The sequence below is a fragment of the Micromonospora sp. HM134 genome, from assembly GCF_007833915.1.
Classification (GTDB): domain Bacteria; phylum Actinomycetota; class Actinomycetes; order Mycobacteriales; family Micromonosporaceae; genus Micromonospora; species Micromonospora wenchangensis.
On the sequence record NZ_CP041061.1, the window covers coordinates 199406 to 220686 of the forward strand.

24 protein-coding genes and 3 tRNA genes are annotated in these 21281 nt (G+C 72.7%); 12 read left to right on the plus strand and 15 right to left on the minus strand.

Translation table 11 applies throughout. The annotated features are described in order from the left end of the window. Positions 1-127 precede the first annotated feature (127 nt). The 5 genes from FJK98_RS00985 to amcA all read left to right on the plus strand — a co-directional run bounded on the left by FJK98_RS00985 (position 128) and on the right by amcA (position 4833). The gene (locus FJK98_RS00985) at positions 128-481 is read left to right on the plus strand and encodes a sterol carrier family protein (RefSeq protein WP_145917323.1); all 354 of its coding nucleotides are present in this window, start codon (positions 128-130) and stop codon (positions 479-481) included. Positions 482-648: 167 nt separating this feature from the next. Then, positions 649-2184 carry an amidophosphoribosyltransferase gene (gene purF / locus FJK98_RS00990; RefSeq protein ID WP_145917324.1) on the plus strand — a complete coding sequence of 512 codons (1536 nt, stop codon included), beginning with the start codon at positions 649-651 and terminating at the stop codon, positions 2182-2184. A gap of 59 nt (positions 2185-2243) precedes the next feature. After that, positions 2244-3398: a phosphoribosylformylglycinamidine cyclo-ligase gene (gene purM, locus FJK98_RS00995; RefSeq protein WP_088641956.1), complete on the plus strand. Its 1155-nt coding sequence runs from the start codon at positions 2244-2246 to the stop codon at positions 3396-3398. Between the two features lie 129 nt (positions 3399-3527). Further along, a complete protein-coding gene (gene amcB / locus FJK98_RS01000) occupies positions 3528-4631 on the plus strand; it encodes a cyclophane-forming radical SAM peptide maturase AmcB (RefSeq protein WP_305070099.1) in 1104 nt (367 codons plus the stop codon). Further along, a complete protein-coding gene (gene amcA, locus FJK98_RS01005; RefSeq protein ID WP_145917326.1) occupies positions 4600-4833 on the plus strand; it encodes a multiple cyclophane-containing RiPP AmcA in 234 nt (77 codons plus the stop codon). Before amcB ends, amcA begins: the two co-directional genes overlap by 32 nt. 181 nt (positions 4834-5014) lie before the next feature. On the opposite strand, the gene FJK98_RS01010 is transcribed toward amcA, so the two are convergent. Together FJK98_RS01010 and FJK98_RS01015 are read right to left on the minus strand one after the other, a co-directional pair. Continuing rightward, positions 5015-5233 carry a DUF3073 domain-containing protein gene (locus FJK98_RS01010; RefSeq protein ID WP_088641959.1) on the minus strand — a complete coding sequence of 73 codons (219 nt, stop codon included), beginning with the start codon at positions 5231-5233 and terminating at the stop codon, positions 5015-5017. Positions 5234-5573: 340 nt separating this feature from the next. Next, on the minus strand, positions 5574-6656 hold the full coding sequence (locus FJK98_RS01015; RefSeq protein ID WP_145917327.1) for a Glu/Leu/Phe/Val dehydrogenase: 1083 nt from the start codon (positions 6654-6656) through the stop codon (positions 5574-5576). A 214-nt stretch (positions 6657-6870) separates the two neighbouring features. Here FJK98_RS01015 and FJK98_RS01020 point away from each other — a divergent pair, with 214 nt between their 5' ends. Both FJK98_RS01020 and FJK98_RS01025 read left to right on the plus strand, forming a co-directional pair. Beyond that, positions 6871-7710 carry a hypothetical protein gene (locus FJK98_RS01020; protein WP_145917328.1) on the plus strand — a complete coding sequence of 280 codons (840 nt, stop codon included), beginning with the start codon at positions 6871-6873 and terminating at the stop codon, positions 7708-7710. Positions 7711-7961: 251 nt separating this feature from the next. Then, positions 7962-8171, plus strand: coding sequence for a BldC family transcriptional regulator (locus FJK98_RS01025; protein ID WP_007073996.1), 210 nt, complete (start codon positions 7962-7964; stop codon positions 8169-8171). Positions 8172-8273: 102 nt separating this feature from the next. Here FJK98_RS01025 and FJK98_RS01030 read toward each other — a convergent pair whose 3' ends face one another. After that, a complete protein-coding gene (locus tag FJK98_RS01030; protein WP_145917329.1) occupies positions 8274-8663 on the minus strand; it encodes a PPOX class F420-dependent oxidoreductase in 390 nt (129 codons plus the stop codon). 43 nt (positions 8664-8706) lie between these two features. On the opposite strand from FJK98_RS01030, the gene FJK98_RS01035 reads away from it, so the two are divergent. Further along, positions 8707-9489 carry a bifunctional 2-polyprenyl-6-hydroxyphenol methylase/3-demethylubiquinol 3-O-methyltransferase UbiG gene (locus FJK98_RS01035; protein WP_145917330.1) on the plus strand — a complete coding sequence of 261 codons (783 nt, stop codon included), beginning with the start codon at positions 8707-8709 and terminating at the stop codon, positions 9487-9489. Positions 9490-9520: 31 nt separating this feature from the next. Here FJK98_RS01035 and FJK98_RS01040 read toward each other — a convergent pair whose 3' ends face one another. Continuing rightward, entirely contained in the window at positions 9521-9823 is a 303-nt protein-coding gene (locus FJK98_RS01040) for a hypothetical protein (protein WP_088641963.1), read from the minus strand. A 168-nt stretch (positions 9824-9991) separates the two neighbouring features. Between FJK98_RS01040 and FJK98_RS01045 the strand changes: the two genes are divergently transcribed. Then, positions 9992-10846, plus strand: coding sequence for a 3-hydroxyacyl-CoA dehydrogenase family protein (locus tag FJK98_RS01045; protein WP_145917331.1), 855 nt, complete (start codon positions 9992-9994; stop codon positions 10844-10846). Next, positions 10843-11586, plus strand: coding sequence for an enoyl-CoA hydratase/isomerase family protein (locus FJK98_RS01050; protein WP_145917332.1), 744 nt, complete (start codon positions 10843-10845; stop codon positions 11584-11586). The genes FJK98_RS01045 and FJK98_RS01050 overlap by 4 nt, the downstream gene beginning before the upstream one ends. Positions 11587-11629: 43 nt before the next feature. Here the strand turns inward: FJK98_RS01050 and FJK98_RS01055 are convergent, their stop codons facing one another. Then, positions 11630-12982: an ABC transporter substrate-binding protein gene (locus tag FJK98_RS01055; protein ID WP_145917333.1), complete on the minus strand. Its 1353-nt coding sequence runs from the start codon at positions 12980-12982 to the stop codon at positions 11630-11632. Positions 12983-13165: 183 nt separating this feature from the next. Between FJK98_RS01055 and FJK98_RS01060 the strand changes: the two genes are divergently transcribed. Next, complete coding sequence (locus tag FJK98_RS01060) at positions 13166-13555, plus strand: hypothetical protein (protein ID WP_145917334.1); 390 nt, start codon at positions 13166-13168, stop codon at positions 13553-13555. A 50-nt stretch (positions 13556-13605) separates the two neighbouring features. On the opposite strand, the gene FJK98_RS01065 is transcribed toward FJK98_RS01060, so the two are convergent. Further along, on the minus strand, positions 13606-14019 hold the full coding sequence (locus FJK98_RS01065; RefSeq protein ID WP_145917335.1) for a hypothetical protein: 414 nt from the start codon (positions 14017-14019) through the stop codon (positions 13606-13608). 126 nt (positions 14020-14145) lie between these two features. Here FJK98_RS01065 and FJK98_RS01070 point away from each other — a divergent pair, with 126 nt between their 5' ends. Continuing rightward, entirely contained in the window at positions 14146-14862 is a 717-nt protein-coding gene (locus tag FJK98_RS01070; protein ID WP_145917336.1) for a DUF2786 domain-containing protein, read from the plus strand. 52 nt (positions 14863-14914) lie between these two features. Here the strand turns inward: FJK98_RS01070 and FJK98_RS01075 are convergent, their stop codons facing one another. From FJK98_RS01075 to FJK98_RS01115, 9 genes are all read right to left on the minus strand, one after another. Beyond that, positions 14915-15439: an SRPBCC family protein gene (locus FJK98_RS01075; protein WP_145917337.1), complete on the minus strand. Its 525-nt coding sequence runs from the start codon at positions 15437-15439 to the stop codon at positions 14915-14917. A 210-nt stretch (positions 15440-15649) separates the two neighbouring features. Further along, positions 15650-15723, minus strand: a tRNA-Phe gene (locus FJK98_RS01080). A gap of 102 nt (positions 15724-15825) precedes the next feature. Beyond that, positions 15826-15902, minus strand: a tRNA-Asp gene (locus FJK98_RS01085). A 31-nt stretch (positions 15903-15933) separates the two neighbouring features. Beyond that, positions 15934-16006, minus strand: a tRNA-Glu gene (locus FJK98_RS01090). 143 nt (positions 16007-16149) lie between these two features. Beyond that, positions 16150-16938, minus strand: a complete 789-nt coding sequence (locus tag FJK98_RS01095; RefSeq protein ID WP_145917338.1) for a polysaccharide deacetylase family protein — start codon at positions 16936-16938, stop codon at positions 16150-16152. 62 nt (positions 16939-17000) lie between these two features. Continuing rightward, a complete protein-coding gene (locus FJK98_RS01100) occupies positions 17001-17954 on the minus strand; it encodes a MerR family transcriptional regulator (protein ID WP_145917339.1) in 954 nt (317 codons plus the stop codon). After that, positions 17944-18570, minus strand: coding sequence for an isopentenyl-diphosphate Delta-isomerase (gene idi, locus FJK98_RS01105; RefSeq protein WP_145917340.1), 627 nt, complete (start codon positions 18568-18570; stop codon positions 17944-17946). The genes FJK98_RS01100 and idi overlap by 11 nt, the downstream gene beginning before the upstream one ends. Positions 18571-18574: 4 nt before the next feature. Continuing rightward, on the minus strand, positions 18575-20056 hold the full coding sequence (gene crtI, locus FJK98_RS01110; protein WP_145917341.1) for a phytoene desaturase family protein: 1482 nt from the start codon (positions 20054-20056) through the stop codon (positions 18575-18577). 28 nt (positions 20057-20084) lie between these two features. Further along, entirely contained in the window at positions 20085-21239 is a 1155-nt protein-coding gene (locus tag FJK98_RS01115) for a polyprenyl synthetase family protein (protein WP_145917342.1), read from the minus strand. Positions 21240-21281: the final 42 nt, after the last annotated feature.

The window sequence follows — 21281 nt, forward strand, 5'->3', positions numbered from 1 at the left end:
TCCCCGGCGGGGGCCGGGGATCATCACGGTACGAATACGCCGTCGGCAACTATGCCTTGTCTGACCGGATCGGCGCGACCCAGGGGCCAGCGTGGCGTCCGGCGGCCCCGGGTCGTATCGTCCCGTCGTGTCCTCTCCGCACATTAAGTCCGCCGTGGTACTGGCGGCGCTGACGGCGCTCGATGAGGGGCGTACGCCCGAACGACCGGTGTACCGCGAGGCGGTCCGTACCCTTCTGACCGCCCTCGCGGAGCGTGCCCCCGGCCGATCGGTGGAGGTGCGTGTCCCACCTTACGGTGCAGTTCAGTGCGTTCCGGGGCCCCGACACACCCGGGGCACCCCGCCGAACGTGGTGGAGATGACGCCGGACACCTGGCTGGCGCTGGCCACCGGACGGCTGTCGTGGGCGCAGGCGGTCACGGACGGTCGCGTACAGGTGAGCGGAAACCGGGCGGATCTCTCTGACCATCTGCCGCTCTAGCTGCACCGTTCCGCCCGAAGGGGTGACGGGGTGGAGGCGGATCGTGACTTTCTGTATTGACTCGTGTTCGCGTACACTGTCAGGCGACGACAGTGGTCCAGGGCCGAAAGGCGCGGAGCAGCCCCCGGCTCCGCCAGGCCAGTCCAGACCAGCATGAGGGAGCGGCAGTGCCCCGAGGCGATGGCCGGCTGAGCCACGACCTTGACCCCCAGCGACCCGGCCCCCAGGACGCCTGTGGCGTCTTCGGCGTCTGGGCCCCGGGTGAAGAGGTCGCCAACCTCACCTATTTCGGACTCTACGCACTCCAGCACCGCGGCCAGGAGGCCGCCGGCATCGCCGTCAGCGACGGCTCGGGAGTGGTGGTCTACAAGGACCTGGGCCTGGTGGCCCAGGTGTTCGACGAGCCGACCCTGAAGAGCCTGCGCGGCCATCTGGCGATCGGGCACGCGCGTTACTCCACCACCGGCGGCTCGACCTGGGAGAATGCCCAGCCGACCATCCGTTCGACCACCTCCGGCACCACGATCGCCCTGGCGCACAACGGCAACCTGGTCAACACCGCCGAGTTGCAGAAGGAGGTCGCCGAGCGTGGCCTGCTCGACGACGGGGCCACCAACGACACCTCCCTGGTGACCATGCTGCTGGCCAGCCGCCCCGACCTGTCGGTGGAGGCCGCCGCGCTGGAGGTGCTGCCGCAGCTGCGCGGCGCGTTCAGCTTCGTCTTCATGGACGAGTCGACCCTCTACGCCGCCCGCGACCCGCACGGTGTCCGCCCGCTGGTGCTCGGCCGGCTGGAACGCGGCTGGGTGGTGGCCAGCGAGACCGCCGCGTTGGACATCGTCGGCGCGAGCGTGGTCCGGGAGGTCGAGCCGGGCGAGCTGATCGCGATCGACGAGGAGGGCCTGCGGTCCAGCCGGTTCGCCGCGCCGGAGCCCAAGGGCTGTCTCTTCGAGTACGTCTACATCGCCCGCCCGGACGCCACCATCGCCGGCCGCAACGTGCACGCCGCCCGGGTGCAGATCGGCCGGCAACTCGCCAAGGAACACCCGGTCGAGGCCGACCTGGTGATCCCGGTGCCCGAGTCGGGCACGCCGGCCGCCATCGGGTACGCCGAGGCGTCCGGCATCACCTACGGCGCCGGCCTGATGAAGAACCCGTACGTCGGGCGTACCTTCATCCAGCCGTCGCAGACCCTCCGCCAGCTCGGCGTACGACTCAAGCTCAACCCGCTGCGGGAGAACGTGCGGGGCAAGCGGCTGGTCGTGGTCGACGACTCGATCGTGCGTGGCAACACCCAGCGGGCGATCGTCCGGATGCTCCGCGAGGCGGGCGCGCTGGAGGTCCACGTCCGGATCTCCTCCCCGCCGGTGAACTGGCCGTGCTTCTACGGCATCGACTTCGCCACCCGGGCCGAACTGCTGGCCAACGGGTTGGACAACGAGGGCATCCGGCGCTCGATCGGCGCCGACACCCTCGGTTACGTCTCGCTCCCCGGTCTCATCGCCGCGACCGAACAGCCCAGGAGCAGGCTCTGCCGGGCCTGTTTCGACGGGGAGTACCCGATCGACCTGCCGGCCGGGAACCTGATCGGCAAGCACGTGCTCGAAGGGGTGGGCCGGCGGGTCGCCGACGCCCCGGACACCTCCGAGCACCACACACCGCTCGTCGCCACTCCGGGCGGCGCGACCGCCCACCGCCCGTAGCACACCGGGGCCGTCCGGCCACCGTCGGCGCGGCACCGAGAACCACAAAGGGGAGAACCGTGACCTACGTGTCCGAGCGCAGCGGCGCAGGAAGCAGCCCGAGCGGCGCCGGTGGCGACCGCCAGCCCTGGACGGCGGGGACCGGCCGCACCACCCGCAAACGCTCGGTTTCGTACGCCGACGCCGGGGTGTCGATCGAGGCGGGCGACCGGGCGGTCGAGCTGCTCAAGTCGAAGGTGAAGGAGACCCGGCGGCCGGAGGTCATGGGCGACCTGGGCGGCTTCGCGGGCCTGTTCCGGCTGGACACCAAGAAGTACAAGAACCCGATCCTGGCGTCCTCCACCGACGGGGTGGGCACCAAGCTGGTCATCGCCCAGCAGCTCGACATCCACGACACGATCGGCATCGACCTGGTCGCGATGGTCGTGGACGACCTGGTGGCGTGCGGGGCCGAGCCGCTGTTCCTGCTCGACTACATCGCCACCGGCGAGGTCGTGCCGGACCGGGTCGCCGAGATCGGCGCGGGCATCGCCGACGGCTGCCGGTACGCCGGCTGCGCGCTGCTCGGTGGCGAGACCGCCGAGCACCCGGGCGTGCTGCGTCCCGACGAGTACGACGTCTCCGCGACCGGGGTCGGCGTGGTCGAGGAGAGCGAGATCCTCAGCCCGGACCGGGTCGAGGTGGGCGACGTGGTGATCGCGATGCGCTCGTCCGGCCTGCACTCCAACGGCTACTCGCTGGTCCGGCACGTGCTGCTCGGGGCCGGCCGGATGCGGCTGGACGTGGTGATCGACGACTTCGGCCGGCAGCGCACCCTCGGTGAGGAGCTGCTCACCCCGACCAAGATCTACGCGCAGGACTGCCTGAAGCTGATCACCGAGGCGGAGGTGCGCTCGATCGCCCACGTCACCGGCGGCGGCATCCCCGGCAACCTGGTCCGGGTGCTGCCCGAGCACGTCGACGCGGTGGTCAACCGGGCCACCTGGAAGCCGCAGCCGATCTTCGACCTGATCCAGTCGAAGGGTCGGATCGAGGACCCGGAGATGGAGTCGACGTTCAACATGGGCGTCGGCATGTTCGCCATCGTCTCCGCCGAGGACGCCGACCGCGCGCTGGCGACCCTCGCCGGCCGGGGCGTGGACGCCTGGCAGGCCGGCGAGATCATCGAGGGCACCGGCAACGTGCAGATGATCGGCCAGCACACCCGGGGCTGATCGGCGGGGCTGCTCGGCCGGATGCCTGGTCGGGGGTTCACCCGAGCGGCCATCGCCGCCTAGCCTGAAGGACACTTCGGGCACGGGGGAGGAGGGTCGATGGCTGCTCGGTGCCGGTCCGTGACGGGCATGCAGGGGATCGCGGCGATCCCGTCGTACGTGGTGATGCAGCCGACGACGCTGTGCAACCTGGACTGCGCGTACTGCTATCTGCCGCACCGGGCGGCCGACCGGCGGATGCCGGTGGCGGTGGCCGGGGCGGTCGCCGCCGCGGTGACCCCGTGGGTGGCGCGGGGCCGGTTCTCGGTGGTCTGGCACGGCGGTGAGCCGCTCGCCGCCGGCCGGGACCACCTGGCGGCGCTGATCGCCGAGTTCCCCGCCGGGGTGGAGCACCACGTGCAGACCAACGCCACCCTGATCGACGACGCCTGGTGCGCGTTCTTCGCCACGCACGGGGTGCGGGTGAGCGTGAGCGTGGACGGCCCGGCCGTCCGCAACGGGGACCGGGTGACCCGGGCCGGCGCCCCGGCGTACGACCGGATCGTCCGGGGGATAGCGGCGTTGCGTCGGCACGGTCTGCCGTTCTCGGCGCTGGCGGTGGTGAGCCGGCCGACGCCGGGGCTCGCCACCGAGTTGTACGACTACTTCCTCGACCTGGGTTGTGACGTGCTCGGGCTGAACATCGAGGAGACCGAGGGGGTCAACACCCGCAGCAACGCGCACGACGCGGCGACGGTGACCGCGTTCTGGGCGGAGCTGGTGGCGGCCTGGCGGCGGGCGCCCAGGGTGCACCTGCGGGAGGTCGAGTGGTCGTTGCGGTACGCGGCGGCGGTGCTGGCCGGCACGGAGGGCGACCTGCTGCCCCGGCAGCTCGACCCGATCCCGACGATCGGGTACGACGGCTCGGTGACCGTGCTCTCCCCGGAGCTTGCCGGCTTCACCGACGCCCGCTACGGCGATTTCAGCAGCGGTAACGTGCTGGCCACCCCGCTGGCCGAGATCCTGGCCGGGGCGGCGGGCACGGGCTGGGTGGGTGAGTTCCTCACCGGCGTCGAGGCGTGCCGGTCGTCCTGCCCGTACTTCGGCTTCTGCGGCGGCGGCCACGCGGCCAACCGCTACTTCGAGCAGGGGCGGTTCGACGGTACGGAGACCGAGCACTGCCGCAACAGCAAGATCCGCCTATTGGAGGGAGTGTTGGAGCATGCCCGAGACCACGAGTCACCGGCCACCTGAGCGGGTCGGGGCCGGCCCGGACCAGGTCACCGACCGGGTGCGGGAGGCCGCTGGGGGACTCTCCGCCCTGCTCCACGAGGCCGAGGCCGCCCGTCGTCACCGCGCGGAGGTGTCGGGCGCGGAGGGTGCCGGCGCGGTCTGCGCCTGGAACCATTTCGAGAACATCCCGACCTTCTACAACTGGAACAACCGGCCGCGCTGAGCGGGGGTGACCGGCCTCGCCGTACGGTGACGGGCCACGGACACCCCGATCAGGGACCGCGCCGACCGGCCGGAGTGTGCTCCGGGACGGCGTGGTCCCTGATCGTCGGTCGTGACGCTGCTCTGGTCGGGCACATGCGTGAGCACGCGGAGAGTTGCCGCGTGCTCAGTGTGACCGGAGGTCAGCGGGTCGGAGGAGCCCAGGGGTCCGGGTCGTCGTCCGCATGATCCTCATCGTCGTCGTCGACATACTCTTTGTAGTCGTCGTCGAAGTGCTGCTCAGACTTCCCACCAGCACCCGCCAGTTCGCGCTGCAAGGCGGTGAGGTCGGTGTTCGGGGAGTGGTACTTCAACTCCCGCGCCACCTTCGTCTGCTTGGCCTTAGCACGGCCGCGCCCCATGGCTCGACCCCCTCGCACAGAATGCGGGGCAGCCCGAAGGCGGGCCCCGATGACGTCAGGCATCTCTCGTGGCTCTTACGGTACATGGGGATGCCACCGTTCGGCACCTCGGGTTACCGTCTGCCGGCCCTGCGCGTCGCAGTCACCCGGTCGTCACCGAGTGTACCCGGTAAGGGGTGAGCCTAGGACCGCCCGTGACGCCGGTCAAACCGCCCGAAAAGCCGTGAAAGGCCATGCTATCGCGCGGTCGACCCGCCGGAGGCCGGCAGCCGTACGGATCCGGCCCGGTACGCCCGGTGGCGTCCCGGGCGCGGACCGTCGCCGCGCCCGGGACCTGCCCTCAGCCCAGGTGGATGGTGCGCAGCCGACCCACGTCGGCCATCCGGCGCTCGGCCAGCCGGTCGGCGGCCACCGCCGGGGGCACCCCCTCGTCGTCGGCCAGCCGGAGGATCTGCCGGGTGGTGTCGAAGATCCGGGTGGCCCGCAGCTTGGCCCGGTCGAAGTTGAAACCCTCGATCTCGTCCGCGACCTGGATGACCCCACCGGCGTTGACCACGTAGTCGGGGGCATAGAGGATGCCCCGGTCGGCGAGGAGCTTCTCGATGCCGGGATGGGCGAGCTGGTTGTTGGCCGCGCCGGCGACCACCCGGGCCCGCAGGGCCGGCACGGTGTCGTCGTTCAGGGCGCCGCCCAGCGCGCACGGGGCGTACACGTCGATGTCGGTGGCGACCAGCGCGGCGGTGTCGGCGACCAGGGCGACCCCGGGGTGGTTGGTCCGCGCCCACTCCAGCGCGCGGGGGTCGACGTCGGTCGCCACCACCTCGGCCCCGTCGTCGACCAGGTGCCCGGTCAGGTGCCTGCCGACCTTGCCCAGCCCGGCCACCCCGACCCGACGTCCGCGCAGGCTCGGGCTGCCCCAGACGTGCTCGGCGGCGGCCCGCATCCCCTGGAAGACGCCCCAGGCGGTGAGGACCGAGGAGTCACCCGCCCCGCCGTGCTCCACGCTGCGGCCGGTGACGTACCGGGTCTCCCGGGCGATCACGTCCATGTCGGCCACGTAGGTGCCCACGTCGCAGGCGGTGTAGTAGCGCCCGGCCAGGGACTGCACGAACCGCCCGTACGCGCGCAGCAGCGCCTCGCTCTTGACCTGGTCCGGGTCACCCCAGATGACCGCCTTGCCGCCGCCCAGGTCCAGCCCCGCCAGCGCGTTCTTGTACGCCATCCCGCGCGACAGGTCCAGCACGTCGGCCAGCGCCGCCTCCTCGCTGGCGTACGGGTAGAACCGGGTGCCGCCCAGCGCGGGCCCCAGCGCGGTCGAGTAGATGCCGATGATCGCCTTGAGGCCGCTCTGCCTGTCCTGGCAGAAGACGACCTGCTCGTGACCGGCCGGTCCGGGGTCGTCGGTGCTCACGAATACGCCCATGGCTCGCTCCTGGTGTCGGTGTGCGCCCTTGTGGGGCGCGGACCTGGTCGGCCGGCGGGGATGCTGCCGGCGCTGGTCAGCCTAATATCGGTCGGGAACCGTGCTGTCGTCCACGTCGCGTGCGACCGGGCCGGCCGGGGCCGCCCGCCGGCGGCGTTCCGGTCGCGCACGACGGCAGCGGCACCGGTGCGGGGTTTCGTGGGAGGATCGCGCGGTGCCGTCGCTCTTCGCTTCTTACCTGCGCGTGTACGAGCCGCTGACCGCCTTCGACCGGGACCGTCAGTCGTACTGGCGGCGCTACGTGCGGGAGGGGCGGGCGGTGGCCCCGTTGGAGGGGCCGGGCCGGCAACGGACCTCGGTCATCGCGGCGCTCGGCGCGGGCTGGACGAGACTGCCCGACCTGCCCGACGAGGCGTACGTGCTGGAGGTCGACGACGCGCTGCTGGTCTGCCCGTGGAACCTGCGGGTCCGGGTGGCCGAGGCGGCCCTGAGCGCCCGGGAAGGGGTGCCGTCGGTGATCGCCGACGCGTTCGTCCCGCCGATCCTGGCCGGGCAGGCCAAGACCGTGGTGGAGGACTGGCGCAGCGGCGCCCGGGTGCTGGAGCACGGGGTGCCCCGGCTGCACGAGCAGATCGCCACCTGGGGCGTGCCGCTGCGGTGGTTCGTGCTCTTCGAGGCGGGTGAGCGGGAGCTGGTCACCCGGCCGGAGCGGCGGGCGCTGCGCTACCGCACGGAGATCTCCAAGGCCCGCCGGCGGGCTTCGCGGGCGCTGTCGGTGCTCAAGAAGTCGATAGGTGCCGCGCCGATCACCGAGGCGGTCGAGGAGGCCGCCCGCTGGCTGGAGGAGTTCCACCCTCGGTCGGTGGTCGAGTTGGACTACGGCGGCCTGGTGCAGTTGCTCTCCGACGAGACACTGGCCGCGGACGACTCGCCGGAGCTGGTGGCGGGCGGCCTGGCCGGGCTTTCCCGGGGCGAGACGGACGAGGCGTCGGCGGCGTACGACCGGTTGGTGGCGCGGTGGCGGGCGATCCAGTTGCTGGAGCGGTGCAATTGACCAGATATCGCCCATTCGTGCTGTCAATTATGAGTCACCCTCGTAGTTAACGCATCACGAACCGTGATCATGAGTCCGAATAAGGTACTTTCTGCCGTGTAAAAGTCAGATAAATCGGGCATGGTTCATCCGTCCGTCTAGGGACCTTCGGCCGTTCGGCCCATGTCGGACATCGGGGACTAGCCGGACCATGGGAGACGCGTCGGCCGGCGGGACCCCGGCCGATGTCTATCCATGTGGAGGAGTGACCGATGGCATCGCGAACGCACGAACCAGAGCCGCTACTCACGCCGGCCGAGGTGGCGTCGATGTTCCGTGTCGACCCGAAGACGGTGACCCGGTGGGCCAAGGCGGGGAAGCTCAGCGCGATCCGAACCCTGGGCGGACACCGTCGGTACCGTGAGTCGGAGGTGCGGGCGTTGCTACAGGGCCAGATCCCCCAGCAGCGCCAGGGGGACTGACCCGGTCAGAACGTTACGGACCCCAGGGGCGGTTGGACGTCGCAGCAGCGACGCACCACCGCCCCTGAGTCGTCTCCGCCCTCCGCAGCGATCCGGTCCGGGTCACTGCGGCGGAGCGGTCAGACTGATCCGGATGCCGACGGTGCCCGCCTCGCCCCGGCGCAGCCGGCTGCCGAGCAGGGTCAACCGGCCCAGCAGCCGGTACTTGCGCTTGAGCAGGTCGCGTACCCGGCTGCTCTCCTGCGGCCCGCAGAGCACCGCGTGCCCCGGCACCGCCTCACCCAGCGGACGACCGCGCACGTCACACGGGGCCACCGTCACCGTGCCGTCCCGCCTGATCCGCTTGACCTTGCCCGAGTCGGCGACCGTCCAGACCGCCAGCGTGTCGCCGTCGCGGACCGCCCAGACCGGGGTGGACACCGCACGGCCGTCCTTGCGGAACGTCGTCAGCAGGACGTACTTCTCCGCCGCCAGGCGGTCCAGGTCGGTCACGCCGCCCAGGATACGGTGGAGGGACCCGGATAGCGTGCAGGTCGTGACCGGAGAACCTCGACTCGGCGACGTGTTCGGCGAACTGCTGCGCGACGCGTACGCGGTGCACACCGGGATCGGCCCCCGGCCGCTGGTCGGCGGGCGGCTGCCCCGACCGGTCATCGAGATCATCGAACGGGACGACGGGCTGGTCAACGGGGCCCCCGCCGCGCACTACCTGGACGGGCCGGAACACTGGCAGCCGTACGACCACCGGGCCGTGGACCGCACCCGGGGCGCCACCCTGGACGTCGGCGTCGGGGGCGGGCGGATCGCGCTGGTGCTCCAGGAGCGCGGCATCCCCGTCACCGGGCTGGACACCTCACCGGGGGCGCTACGGGTCAGCCGGCACCGGGGCGTCCGGGACCTCGTCCTCGGCACCGTCGACGAGCACGTCGCCGACGGCCGGCGCTACGACACGTTCCTGCTGCTCGGCAACAACCTGGGGCTGTTCGAGGGGCGGGACCGGGCACCGGCGTTCCTCGCCGCGCTGGCCGCCCTGGCCCGGCCCGGCGCGCAGGTCATCGCGCACGGCACCGACCCGTACGGCACCACCGACCCGGTGCACACCGGCTACCACGAGCGCAACCGGCAGCGGGGTCGGCTCGGCGGGCAACTGCGGCTGCGGCTGCGCTACCGCGAACTCGGCACCGACTGGTTCGACTACCTGGTGTGCTCCGCCGAGGAACTGGCCGAACTCGTCCGGGGCACCGCGTGGCGGCTGACCGACGTGGACGACCGCGACGCCCCGTACTACCTGGCCACCCTGCGGTTGCGCGGCAGATGAGCGGGGGCCCGGTCGGGCCCCCGCCCACCGGTCAGACCTGGACGGTCGGCGGGAGCTGCTCCGGGGGGAGGCCACCGTCGCCGTCGACCACCTCGTCCGGGGTGCCGTCCTCGTCGATGTCGACCATGGTGATGTCGACCTTGCCGTCGCCGTCGGTGTCGAACTGGAACAGGTCCGCCCGGCCGTCGCCGTCGGTGTCCACCACCCACACGTCGGTCTTGCCGTCGTTGTTGGTGTCGGCGCGGAGCAGGTCGACGCGCTCGTCGCCGCGCGTCTCCACGACCGCCGTGCCGTCGGTGGTGCCGCTGTCCACGGTCTCCGGTGCCTGGCTCATGTCGACTGGTTCCTTCCCTTGACGTTGGGCCGTCAGTACCCGGTGCGGCGGTCCCCCACGCATGCCGCCGGGAACGGTGCTGCATAGGGTCGCACCCATGAGCCAGCGGAGCGAGCGGCAGGGCGTGCCGGAGACCCCGCACGCCGCCGTGCGCAGTGAGGGAGCGTCATGAGTCGTCTTGTCGTCGTCGGGGCCGGCACGATGGGGCTCGGCATCGCCTACGTGGCAGCCGGTGCGGGCTACGCGGTCGAGCTGGTGGAGGTGGACCGGGGCCGGGCCGAGGCCGCCGCCGTCCGCCTCGACGAGCTGGGCGCGCGGGCGGTGCAGCGGGGGAAGCTCGGCGTCGACGCCGCCGCCGCGCAGCGGGCCCGGATCACCCTGCGGGGTGCGCTCGCCGAGGTCGCCCCCGCCCCGGAGGTGATCGTCGAGGCGGTGCCCGAGCGGCCCGACCTGAAGCGGTCGGTGCTCGCCGAGGCGGAGCGGCTGCGCCCGGCGCTGCTGGGCAGCAACACCTCCAGTATCCCCATCGGCGAGTTGGCCGAGGGGCTGGCCCGCCCGGAGTCCTTCCTCGGGCTGCACTTCTTCAACCCGGTCTGGGCGATGGCCCTGCTGGAGGTGGTGGTCGGCGCGGCCACCGCACCGGAGACCACCGCGGCGGCCGTCGCGCTCGCCGGCCGGCTGGGCAAGGACCCCGTCGTCGTACGCGACCTGCCCGGCTTCGCCACCTCCCGGCTCGGGGTGACCCTCGGCCTGGAGGCGATCCGGATGGTGGCCGACGGGGTGGCCGCACCGGCCGACGTGGACAAGGCGATGGTGCTCGGCTACCGGCACCCGGTCGGCCCGTTGGAGCTGACCGACCTGGTCGGCCTGGACGTGCGGCTGGACATCGCCCGCACCCTCCAGGCCGCCTACGGTGACCGGTTCGCGCCGCCGCCGCTGCTGGTCGAGATGGTCGCCGCCGGGAAGCTCGGCAAGAAGTCCGGCCAGGGCTTCTACACGTGGAAGGACGGTCGGCGGCAGTGAGCGGACTGCGGGTGGAGGAACTGCCCGACCGGGTGGTGGTGACGCTGGACCGGCCGGAGAAACGCAACGCCATCGACGCCGACCTGATCGGCGCGCTGCACGACGTCTGCGCCGCGCTGGAGGCCCGGCCCCGGCTGCTGCTGCTCACCGGGGGCGCGGATGGCCTGTTCGCCGGTGGCGCCGACATCGGCCAACTCCGCGAGCGGGGCCGGCTGGACGCCCTCGCCGCGATCAACTCGGCCGCCTTCGCCCGGCTCCGGGCGCTGCCGATGCCGAGCGTGGCCGCCGTGGACGGCCCCGCGCTGGGCGGCGGCGCGGAGCTGGCGTACGCCTGCGACCTGCGGGTGTGCACGGCACGGGCGGTCTTCGGCCAGCCGGAGGTGCGGTTGGGCATCCTGGCCGGCGCGGGGGCGACCCACCGGCTGCCGGCCCTGGTCGGTGAGGGCCGGGCCAAGGAACTGCTCTTCACCGGCCGCCGCGTCGACGCCGACGAGGCGTTGCGGATCGGCCTGGTCAACCGGGTGGTGGCCGAGCCGGCCGAGCTGCTGCCCACGGCACATGGGCTGCTCGACGAGATGGCGAAGGGTTCCGCGCTGGCGTTGCGGCTGACCAAGCTCGCGGTGGACGCCCCGCCCGGTGCCCACCCGCAGCTCGACCTGGTCAGCCAGGCGGTGCTCTTCGAGGACGAGGAGAAGCACCGCCGGATGACCGACTTCCTGGAGCGTCGCCGGCCCCGGTGAGCCGGGACGGGGCGGCACCGGACCGGTGCCGCCCCCGCCGACGTCAGTGGCGGATCGGCACGCCCGCGTCCGCCAGCGCCTTGATCAGTCCGGCGGACTCACCGAAGCCGATGACCAGCACCGCCTCCGGCTTGTAGTTCTTGATCTCGCCGGCCAGGCTGCCGAAGTCGACGGGTGGGGCCTTGGCGTCGGCCGGCGGCTCGTAGGTGAGCAGCTTCACCCGGTCGCTGCCGAAGCCGGCCCGCTCCAGCTCGGCGCGGACGGTCTCCTGGAGGCCCTCGCCGTAGGAGTCCTTGCGGGCCACCACCACGATCCTGTGCGGGCCGTCCCGGAGGATCACGTCGGCCAGCGCCCGGCCCTGGAGGCTGTCCGGCGGGGCGGTCCGGAAGTAGAGGCCCTTGTCGTCGGCCTGGCTCAACCCCGCGTCGGTGTTGGACGGCGAGAAGAGGATCTTGCCGGCCGCCACCACGTCCGGCAGCACGGCGGCGGAGATCCCGGACGCGGCGGCCCCGATGATGACCTGCACCTTGTTCTTGACGTGCGAGGCCACGGTGGCCTTGGCCACGGCCGGGTTGGTGCCGTCGTCACCGTCGAACCAGGTCACCGGGTCGCCGAGCACCCCGCCCGCGGCATTGATCTCCTTGATCGCCAGCGCCACGCCGGCGGCCAGCGGCGGGTAGGCCAGGGCCAGGTCGCCGGTCTTCGGCAGCAGGCCACCGATGATCAGCGGGGAGCCGTCGCTGCGGTCGTTGCGCCCGCCCCGCTGCTTCTTCGGCTTCGGTGCGGCCTTGGTGCTCACCCCGGACTCGTCCCCGGCGCCGACGAACTCGGTCTTCGCGTCGTTGATCTTCTGGTTGTCGAAGTGCAGGGTGGCGTAGCTGGCGGTGGCCGGCTCCCCGAGGTCGGTGAAGCCGGCGCGGTTCAGCGACGGGCCGCGGTACTCGATGTCCTGACCGTCCCGGGCCAGGGCCAGGCAGCTCGCCGCGTCCGTGCAGCGCTGGCCGTTGGTGGTCACCCCGACGATCTGCTTGGCGATGTCGGCCGGATCGGTGCTGCCGGCGAGTTGGGCGGCCAGCGCACTGATCATGACCGCGTCGTACGACTCCGCCGCGTAGAGATAGTCGGTCAGCTTCGCGTCGACGGTGCGGAGCCGCTGCTTGAAGTCGTCGCTGAGCGGCGTGAGCGGAGTGGTGCCCTTCATGCCGTCGACGAGGTCGGCCCGGTCCTTCAGCTCGGCGGCGAAGGAGTTCTGCATGTTGCCGTCGGTGCCGTACAGACGCACCTGCGGGGTGGCCGCCTCCTCGGGCTTGTCGGTCGTCCCGCACGCGCTGACGGCGAGCAGCAACGACGCACAGGCCGCCAGGATGGCCGCGCGCGGGCCGCGGGTTACGAGCATGGTGGTCCTTCCTCCGGCGCAGGTCCGGTGCGCACCATAGCGTGCCGGCGGGGACCGTGGGACCAGGGAGGCGGCCCTCGTCGCCGGCCCGACAGTGCAACGCACGCTCCGTCACGCTGTCCCGGCAGGTGGTCACCGTTTCCGGCGTCCGCCCGCTTGACCTGGCGTCCTACTGTGCCGCAGGTGACCGACGTACCGGATCAGACGCTCGCCGACGCTACCGCCGTACTCCATTCGGCGCTGACCGGGGACGGCGCCGCCGTGGTCGGCACATTCGACGCCGTGGTGGACCGGTCGGGGCTCGCCGGGGCGTACACGGTCGCCTGGACCCTGGCCGCGACGATGGTCGGTGACCCGCCGCCGCCCGGCACGTGCGCGCTGGACTTCCCCGGCATCGACGAGGCACGGTACGACACCCGCTGGGTGGCCCGGTTCGTCAGCGCGTACGCCAACCACGACGCCGACACCGGCGAGGCGCTGTTCGGGGCGGCGGTCGCCGACGGTCAACTGCCGGACTGCCTGCTCACCCTCGCCGGCTCGGCGGTGGCGACGCTGCGCAGCCGGGCCGGCTGACCCGCCCGGCCCCACCGCCCGTCCCTCGGCGGTAGGGCCGGCGGCGGGGCTCAGTACGCGTGGTACGCCACCAGCGGCTCGTACTCGTAGCGCAGGTTGGAGAAGCGGACCTTGAAGTTCGCGCCGTCGCGCACGTTGGTGGCGACGGTGATCCAGTCCGACTTCGCCGGCAGGTAGGTGAGGTAGTTGCACTTGTTGGTCTTGTCGATGAAGACCACGCACGCCTCGGTGCCGAACTCGCTGCTGTTCTTGACGTTCACGTCCTTGCACCGGGTGCTCGCCTTGTACGGCCCGGCGTCCCCGCCCCACCCGCCGGCCTGGAAGTACGAGCGGACCGCCCCGCCGTAGCAGGTCGCGGCCGACGCGGAGAGGTTCGTCTCCCCGGCGGCCTGCGCGGGTGTGCCGAACCAGAGCAGGGGCAGGGTGGCGACGAGCGCGGTCAGGCGGGCGGGCCGGGATGCCATGGTGGTGCCTCCAGGGGAAGAGGGGGACCCTGAGTCGCGGACAGGGCGCGGTGAGTGGCGATGATATATGTCTATCTCTGATCCCGCTGTGACAGACCGGTGAACCTTCTGTGGTACCAGTGACGCATGTCCGAGGCGATGCTCAGCAAGGTGCGCAAGCTGCTGGCCCAGGCCGAGGACCCGGCCTGCACCCCCGCCGAGTCGGCCGCGTTCACCGCCAAGGCCACCGAGTTGATCGCCCGGTACGGCGTCGATCGGGCCCTCCTGGCCGCCCGCGACCCCACCACCGACCCGGTCGGCGACCGGGTGATCGACGTCGTCGCCCCGTACGCCCGGGACAAGGCCGGCCTGCTCGCCGCAGTGGCCGACCCGCTGCGCTGCCGGTGCGTCCGTCGACCGGACGGCAGCGGGTTCACGCTGCACCTGTTCGGCTTCGCCAGCGACCTGGAACGGGTCGACCTGCTCTTCACCTCGCTGCTCGTACAGGCCGCACACGGGCTCGCCGGCACCGCCGTGCCCTCCGGTGAGCAGCCGGCCGCCTTCCGCCGCTCCTGGCTGGCCGGCTTCGCCCGGGTGGTCGCCGAGCGGCTCCGGGCCGCCGAGGCGGGTGCGGTGGCCGAACGCGGCACACCGTCGGTCGCGCTGGTGCTGGCCGACCGCTCGGACCGGGTGGCCCGCCGGGTCGCCGAGGTCTACCCCCGGCTGCGTACCGCGCCGACCCGCCGGCTCGCCGGCTCGGGCTTCGGCGCGGGCGCGGCGGCCGGCCACCGTGCCGACCTGGGCGGCCCCGACGCGGTCCGCCACCCGACCGCCCGGACGCCCCTCGGCGGCCCACCCCGCTGATCGGCCCGGTTCCCCCGCGTCCTGCCGGCGGACGCCGGCCGCGCGAAGTCGCTCACTGTGGTCCGGGGGCGGTCCGGGTCAGGGTGTCCAGGTAGCGGCCGAGCAGCTCGTGCCAGCCGGCGGTCAACGCCGCGCGGTAGCCCTCGGCGGCCTCACCGTGCCGGTCGAAGTGGCGGTGCTCCAACTCGATGCGGGTCTGCCCGGACTCGTCCGGCAGGAACAGCACCTCCACCTCGCTGGCCCGCGCCGGATCGGGCACCGGCACCCGGTCGGGGCCGAGCTGCCAGGTGAAGACGAGCCGACGCGGCGGGTCCCAGGTGAGCACCCGCCCCCAGTCGCCCCGGAAGCCGTACGGACCGATCTCGTAGAGCATGCCGCCGGCCCGGGGTTCCATCCCCAGCTCGGCCAGCGCCGCCGGCCCGGACCAGGTGTACTCGCGGACCCACCAGTCGGCCAGCGAGCCGGTGAAGACCGCGAACGCCTGCTCCGCCGGGGCGGGGACGAGGAGGGTGCAGCGCAGCGAGTACCGGTCGACGTCCTGATGGACGCCCTCCGGATCTGGCTTCTCCTGTCCCATAGGCCCGGACCATACCGGCTGGGGGTGCGCTCCGCAGCGCCGTGTACCGGCTCTTTCCGGTCAGTGGGCACCCACGACCCAGCGAGGCTCCTGGATGTCCCGGGGTGTGCCGCCACGGCGGTGGTCGATGGCGGGCCAGGGCCGGATACACGAAAACGGTGACCGCGTTTCCGCAGGTCACCGCTCTCTGTAGCCCGGCGAAAGGCTATGTGGCCAGGGGCGGGGTCGAACCGCCGACCTTCCGATTTTCAGTCGGACGCTCGTACCAACTGAGCTACCTGGCCTGGTACTTCGGGACATGGTACCCGGCGGGCGGGGTCTCCGCCGACAGGGTGCCGCGTCCCGATACGCAGAACGCCGCGCATTGGTACACGCGGCGTCGGCGCTGGCGGTCCTGACGGGACTTGAACCCGCGACCTCCGCCTTGACAGGGCGGCGAGCACTCCAACTGCTCCACAGGACCTTGCTCTGTTGCCTCCGGCTGAGCCGGACCGTGCCCCCAACGGGATTCGAACCCGTGCTACCGCCTTGAAAGGGCGGCGTCCTGGGCCGCTAGACGATGAGGGCGGCCCCGCCATCATTGCACACTCGCAACTTCAAGCGGACTTGCTCCCATCCGGCCCCGCCGGAGGCATGAGAAGCATATGCCATGCCCCGGCGGTCGGCCAAACCGGTATGCCCGCCGGGGTGCGGCCCGGCAAAGTAGCAGGTCAGCGAGGTGGCGCGATGCCGAAACGGCGCTTGAGGTCGCCGATGACGTGCGGCACGGCGCTCAGCGTTCGGCTCCGGTCGCCCCCGCCGTCGTGCATCAGCACCACCGCGCCGGGCCGGGCGGCGCCCGTGATCCGCCCGGAGATGACCCCGGCGGCGGGCTTCGCCCAGTCCTGGGGGTCGACGGTCCAGTGCAGCGACCGCATGCCGAGTTCCTTGGCGACCTGCACCACCTCCGGCGTCCACCGGCCACCGGGCTGGCGGTAGAACGGCACCTTCGCGCCCGGCACCGCCTTGGTGATGGCCTGGTTGGTGCGGACCAGGTCGGCCCGGATCTCGGCGACCGGCCGGCGACCCAGGTCGACGTCGTGGTGCCAGCTGTGGTTGCAGAGCTGGTGCCCCTCCCGGACGATCCGGGCCACCAGTTCCGGGTGCTTGCGCACCTGGGTGCCGACCACGCAGAACGTCGCCTTCACCTTGTTCGCCCGCAGCTGGTTGAGCACCCGGGGCGTCCAGGTCGGGTCGGGACCGTCGTCGAAGGTCAACGCCACCGCGCGTACCCCGGTCGCCTTGCGCAGCCCGGCGGGGAGCGTCTTGGGCTTCGGCCGGAGCCGGGGCTTCGGCTTGGTGGTGGGCAACGGCTTCGGGGACGGGGTGTGGGCCGGCTCCGGTGCGGTGGTGGTCGGGGCGGGCGCCGCTGCCGGCCGGACGTTCCGGTGCTGGTCGCCGCAGCCGGCGACCAGCAGGAGCAGGCCGAGGGCGACCGCCAGAACGGGGCGTGAACGCATCGTCACTCCGGGGGATGGGGTACGCGGACGGCCCCGACGGTAGTTCACGAAAGCGAAATATGTCAGGCCCGGTCGGCCCCCGTCGACTGGTCCAGCGAGTCCCGTACGGCCAGCGCGAGCGAGACCGCCTCGGCCAGGTCGACCGGGCGGACCACCCCGGCGGGCAGCGTGTCGGCCCGCCAGCCCGGCCCGGCGGCGAGCACCAGCAGCGGCCGGCGGGGCACCGCGAGCAGTGCGGACAGCTGCGCCGGGTCGGCGGTCGGCCGGGTGTGCGACCAGACCACCACGGCCGCCGGCCCGGTCCGGTTGACCGCCTCGACGAGCGCCGCCGCCGGCACCCGGGCACCGAGCATCCGGTAGGCCACCCCCGCTTCGGCCAGCGCCGCGGCGAGCGCCTCCAGCGGCAGGGTGTGCTGCTCCTCGTCGGCGCAGGAGAGCAGGATGCGGGCCGGCCCGGTGGCCCGGCCGGACCGGGCGACCGCCGCGAACGCCTCGGAGACGCACCGGGACATCAGGTGTTCCACGTCGATCAGGCCGGCGGTGGCGACGTGCCGTTCGCCGATGCCGGCCAGCACCGGCCGGAGCAGCCCCTCCCAGGTGGCGACGACCCCGTCGGCGGCCAGGGCGTGTGAGATCGTGTCGCTGATCACCGCCGCGTCCAGCCGCATGGCGGCGCGGGCCAGCCCCCGGGCCGCCGGGCCGGCCCGGCCGACCGGGATGGTCTGCCCACCGCCGTCGCGGCCGGCGCCCGCCCGTAGCCGGGAGGCGACCCCGGGACCGGGGACGACCGGGCTCAGTTTCGCCCAGCGGGCCGCCTCCGCCGGGGTGACCCCCTCGGCGGTGAGCTTGCGCATGATCTCCAGGCGGGCCAGGTCGGCCGGCGTGTAGCGCCGGTGGTGGCCCGGGACATGCTGGCTGGGGCCGAGGCCGTAGCGCTGGTGCCAGGTGCGCAGCGTGGTGACCGCCACACCCAGCCGGCGTGCCACGGCCCCCGCGCTCAGCGGCTCATCGACCACCCGACCGCTCCGACGCGTCGTCCACCCGGTCGCCGGACGGGGTGGCGGAGGCGGCACGGGGGCTGCCGGTGGGGCCGCTCGGGGCCGGGTGCAGCAGTCGGCTCACCACCCCGCCGAGCCAGGGGGCGTACGTGCGCGGGTCGGCGTCGATCTCGGTCATCAACCGGGTCGGGTCGGCCCAGCGCAGTTCGGCCACCTCGTCCGGGTCGGGCCCGAGGGGCAGGTCGACCGGCACGTCGGCCCGGAGCACGTGGTCGTACTCGAACTCGACCCGGCCGGTGGCCGGGTCCTCGGCGTAGTAGAGGTAGACGCCGACCTCGGTCAACGAAACCGGTCCGGTGCCCAGCTCCTCGGCGAGCCGGCGGTTGGCCGCCTCGGCCAGGGATTCGCCCGGCAGCGGGTGCCCGCAGCAGGAGTTGGCCCAGCGCAGCGGGAACCGGGTCTTGACCGGGGCCCGTTGTTGCAGGAGCACCCGGCCGTCCGGGTCGACCAGCAGCACCGAGAAGGCCCGGTGCAGCCGTCCGGGCGCCTGGTGGGCGGCGGCGACGGTGGCCTCGCCGAGCGCCTGGCCGGTGTCGTCGACCAGCTCGACGAGGTGGCCCTCCCGGGACTTCACGCGGTCACCGACCCGCGCCGGTGATGCGGTTGGCGGCCAGCTTGCCGGAGATCAGCACCATCGGCACGCCCACGCCGGGCTGGGTGCCGGAACCGGTGAAGACCACGTTGGGCAGGCTGCGGTGCAGGTTGGACGGGCGGAACGGCCCGGTCTGGAAGAGGCTGTGCGCGGCGGCGAACGGCGTACCGGCGGCCATTCCCTGCTCCTCCCACTCGGCGGGGGTGATCGTACGCAACACCTCGATGCCGGCGCCGAACCCGACGTACCCGCGCTCCTCCAGGGTGGTGACGAGCTGGTCGGCGTAGCGCCGGCTCAGGTCACCCCGCCAGTCGAACGGGGCCCGGTCGAGGTTGGGCACCGGGGCCAGCACGTAGTAGGTGTGCCGGCCGGCCGGGGCGACCGACGGGTCGGTCCGGCTCGGGTTGGTGACCAGCAGCGACGGGTCGGTCATCAGCTCGCCGCGCCCGATCACCTCGTCGAAGGTGCCCTTCCAGGACCGTCCGAAATGGATGTTGTGATGAGCGATCTTCCCATACCCCTGCGTCGATCCGACGTGCAGGACGACGCAGGACGGCGAGTAGGTCAGCTTCCGGCGTCGGCCCCCGGGCAGCAGGTCGCGGTAGGCGACCGGCAGGTCCGGGTTGAGCACCACCACGTCGGCCGGGATCAGCTCGCCGTCGGCGGTGACCACGCCGGTGGCCCGGCCGTTGGCGGTCTCCACCCGGGCGACCGTGGTGTCGTAGCGGATCTGGACGCCGTGCTTCTCGGCCGCGCCGGCCATCCCCCGGGAGACCGCGTGGATGCCGCCGCGCGGGAAGTAGACCCCGGCCACCGAGTCGAGGTAGGCGATGACGCTGTAGATGGCCAGCGCGTCGTGCGGCGCGAGCCCGGCGTACATCGCCTGGAAGGAGAAGATCCGCTGGGTGCGGGGATCGGAGAAGAACTGGTTGATCTTGGTCTGGAGGCGGCGGAACGCCCCGTTCGCCAGCAACTTCAGCAGGTTGCCGGTGAGCAGGTCGGTCGGGGCGTCCAGGTTGCGGTCGATGAAGTCGGCCCGCTCCCAGTTCCACAGGTTGCGGGCGTACTCGACGAACCGCAGGTAGCCGTCGGCCTCGCGGGGGCCGCAGACCCGGGAGATCTCGGCCGCCATCCGGGTGGTGTCGGTGATCACGTCCAGGGTGGAGCCGTCCGGGTAGTAGGCCCGGTAGGCGGGGTCGAGCGGGGTCAGGTCGAGCCAGTCGTGCAGCTCCTCACCGACCGCGCCGAGCGCCTCGGCGATCAGGTCGGGCATGGTGAGCACGGTGGGGCCGGTGTCGAACTCGTACCCGTCGACGCTGAGCCGCCCGGCCCGGCCGCCCGGCACCGGTTCGCGTTCCAGCACGGTCACCTGCCGGCCGCTGCCGGCCAGGTGCAGCGCGCACGCCAGCCCGCCCAGGCCCGCGCCCACGACCACCACCCGGTCCGTACGTCCCGTCACGGTCCGCACGCGACCACCTCCTTCACGAAGTTGCCCATCATGCCCGCCGCGCGGTGGCGGCGGTGGCGAGACCGGTCAGCGCGGTGCGCGCGGTCTCGTCGATCGACGCGGTCCCCAGCGCGGCCAGCGCGTCGGCGACCCGGTCGGAGATCATGTGTTCCACCCGGGCGACCGCCCCGGTGTCGGCGACGAGTTCGGCCAGCCGGGCCAGCTCCCGGCCACCGGTGACGCTGCCGGCCCGCTCCAACGCCCGCCGCTGGCTGCCGGTGGCGAGCTGCCGGGCGAGCATCAGCAGCGTGGTCGGCTTGCCGGTGCGCAGGTCGTCGCCGGCCGGCTTGCCGGTGGTGACCGGGTCGCCGTAGACGCCGAGCAGGTCGTCGCGGAGCTGGAACGCCTCGCCGACCGCCAGCCCGTACCTGGTGTACGCGGCGATCAGCGGCGCGTCGGCGTCGGTGCCGGCCAGGCAGGCGCCGAAGAGCAGGGGACGCTGCACGGTGTAGCTGGCCGTCTTGTAGCGCGCCACCCGCAGCGCCCGGTCGACCGACCAGTTCGCCGCGTCGTTCTCGCCGAGCACGTCGAGGTACTGCCCGGCGATGGTCTCCACCCGCATCTGGTCGTAGCAGCGCCGCACCTCCATGAGCCGGGACGGCGGCATGGTGGCGTGGGCGAGCAGCCGGTCGGCCCAGACCAGGCAGAGGTCGCCGATGAGGACGGCGACCGACTCACCGAACCGGTGCGGGTCGCCGGTGTGGCCGGCGGTGACGTGCCGCTCGGCGGCGGCCCGGTGCGCGGTGGGCAGGCCGCGTCGGGTGTCGGAGGCGTCCATCACGTCGTCGTGCACCAGGGCGAAGGTGTGCAGCAGTTCCAGCGCGGCGAGCGCGGGCAGCACCGTGGGCAGCGGCTCGTCCCCGCCCACCACCCCCCGCCAGCCCCAGTAGGCGAAGGTCGGGCGTACCCGCTTGCCGCCGGCCAGCACGCAGTCACGTGCCGTCGCGGCGAAACCGCCCATCGCTGCGTCGATCTCGGTCAGCGCGTCGACCTCGCGGGCGAGAAACGCCGACAGGGTGTCGTCGACGCCGTTGACCAGGTCACGGGCGTAAGCGGCCAGTACGCCGCGGACCGGATCGTCCGTCGCTCCCGGCTGTGCCGGCGCGACGCGGAGCGCATTACCCGCAACTGCGTCGTTGGCCATGTGGGGGAGCGTACCCTAGGGTTACGAGTTGCGTCGATTGCT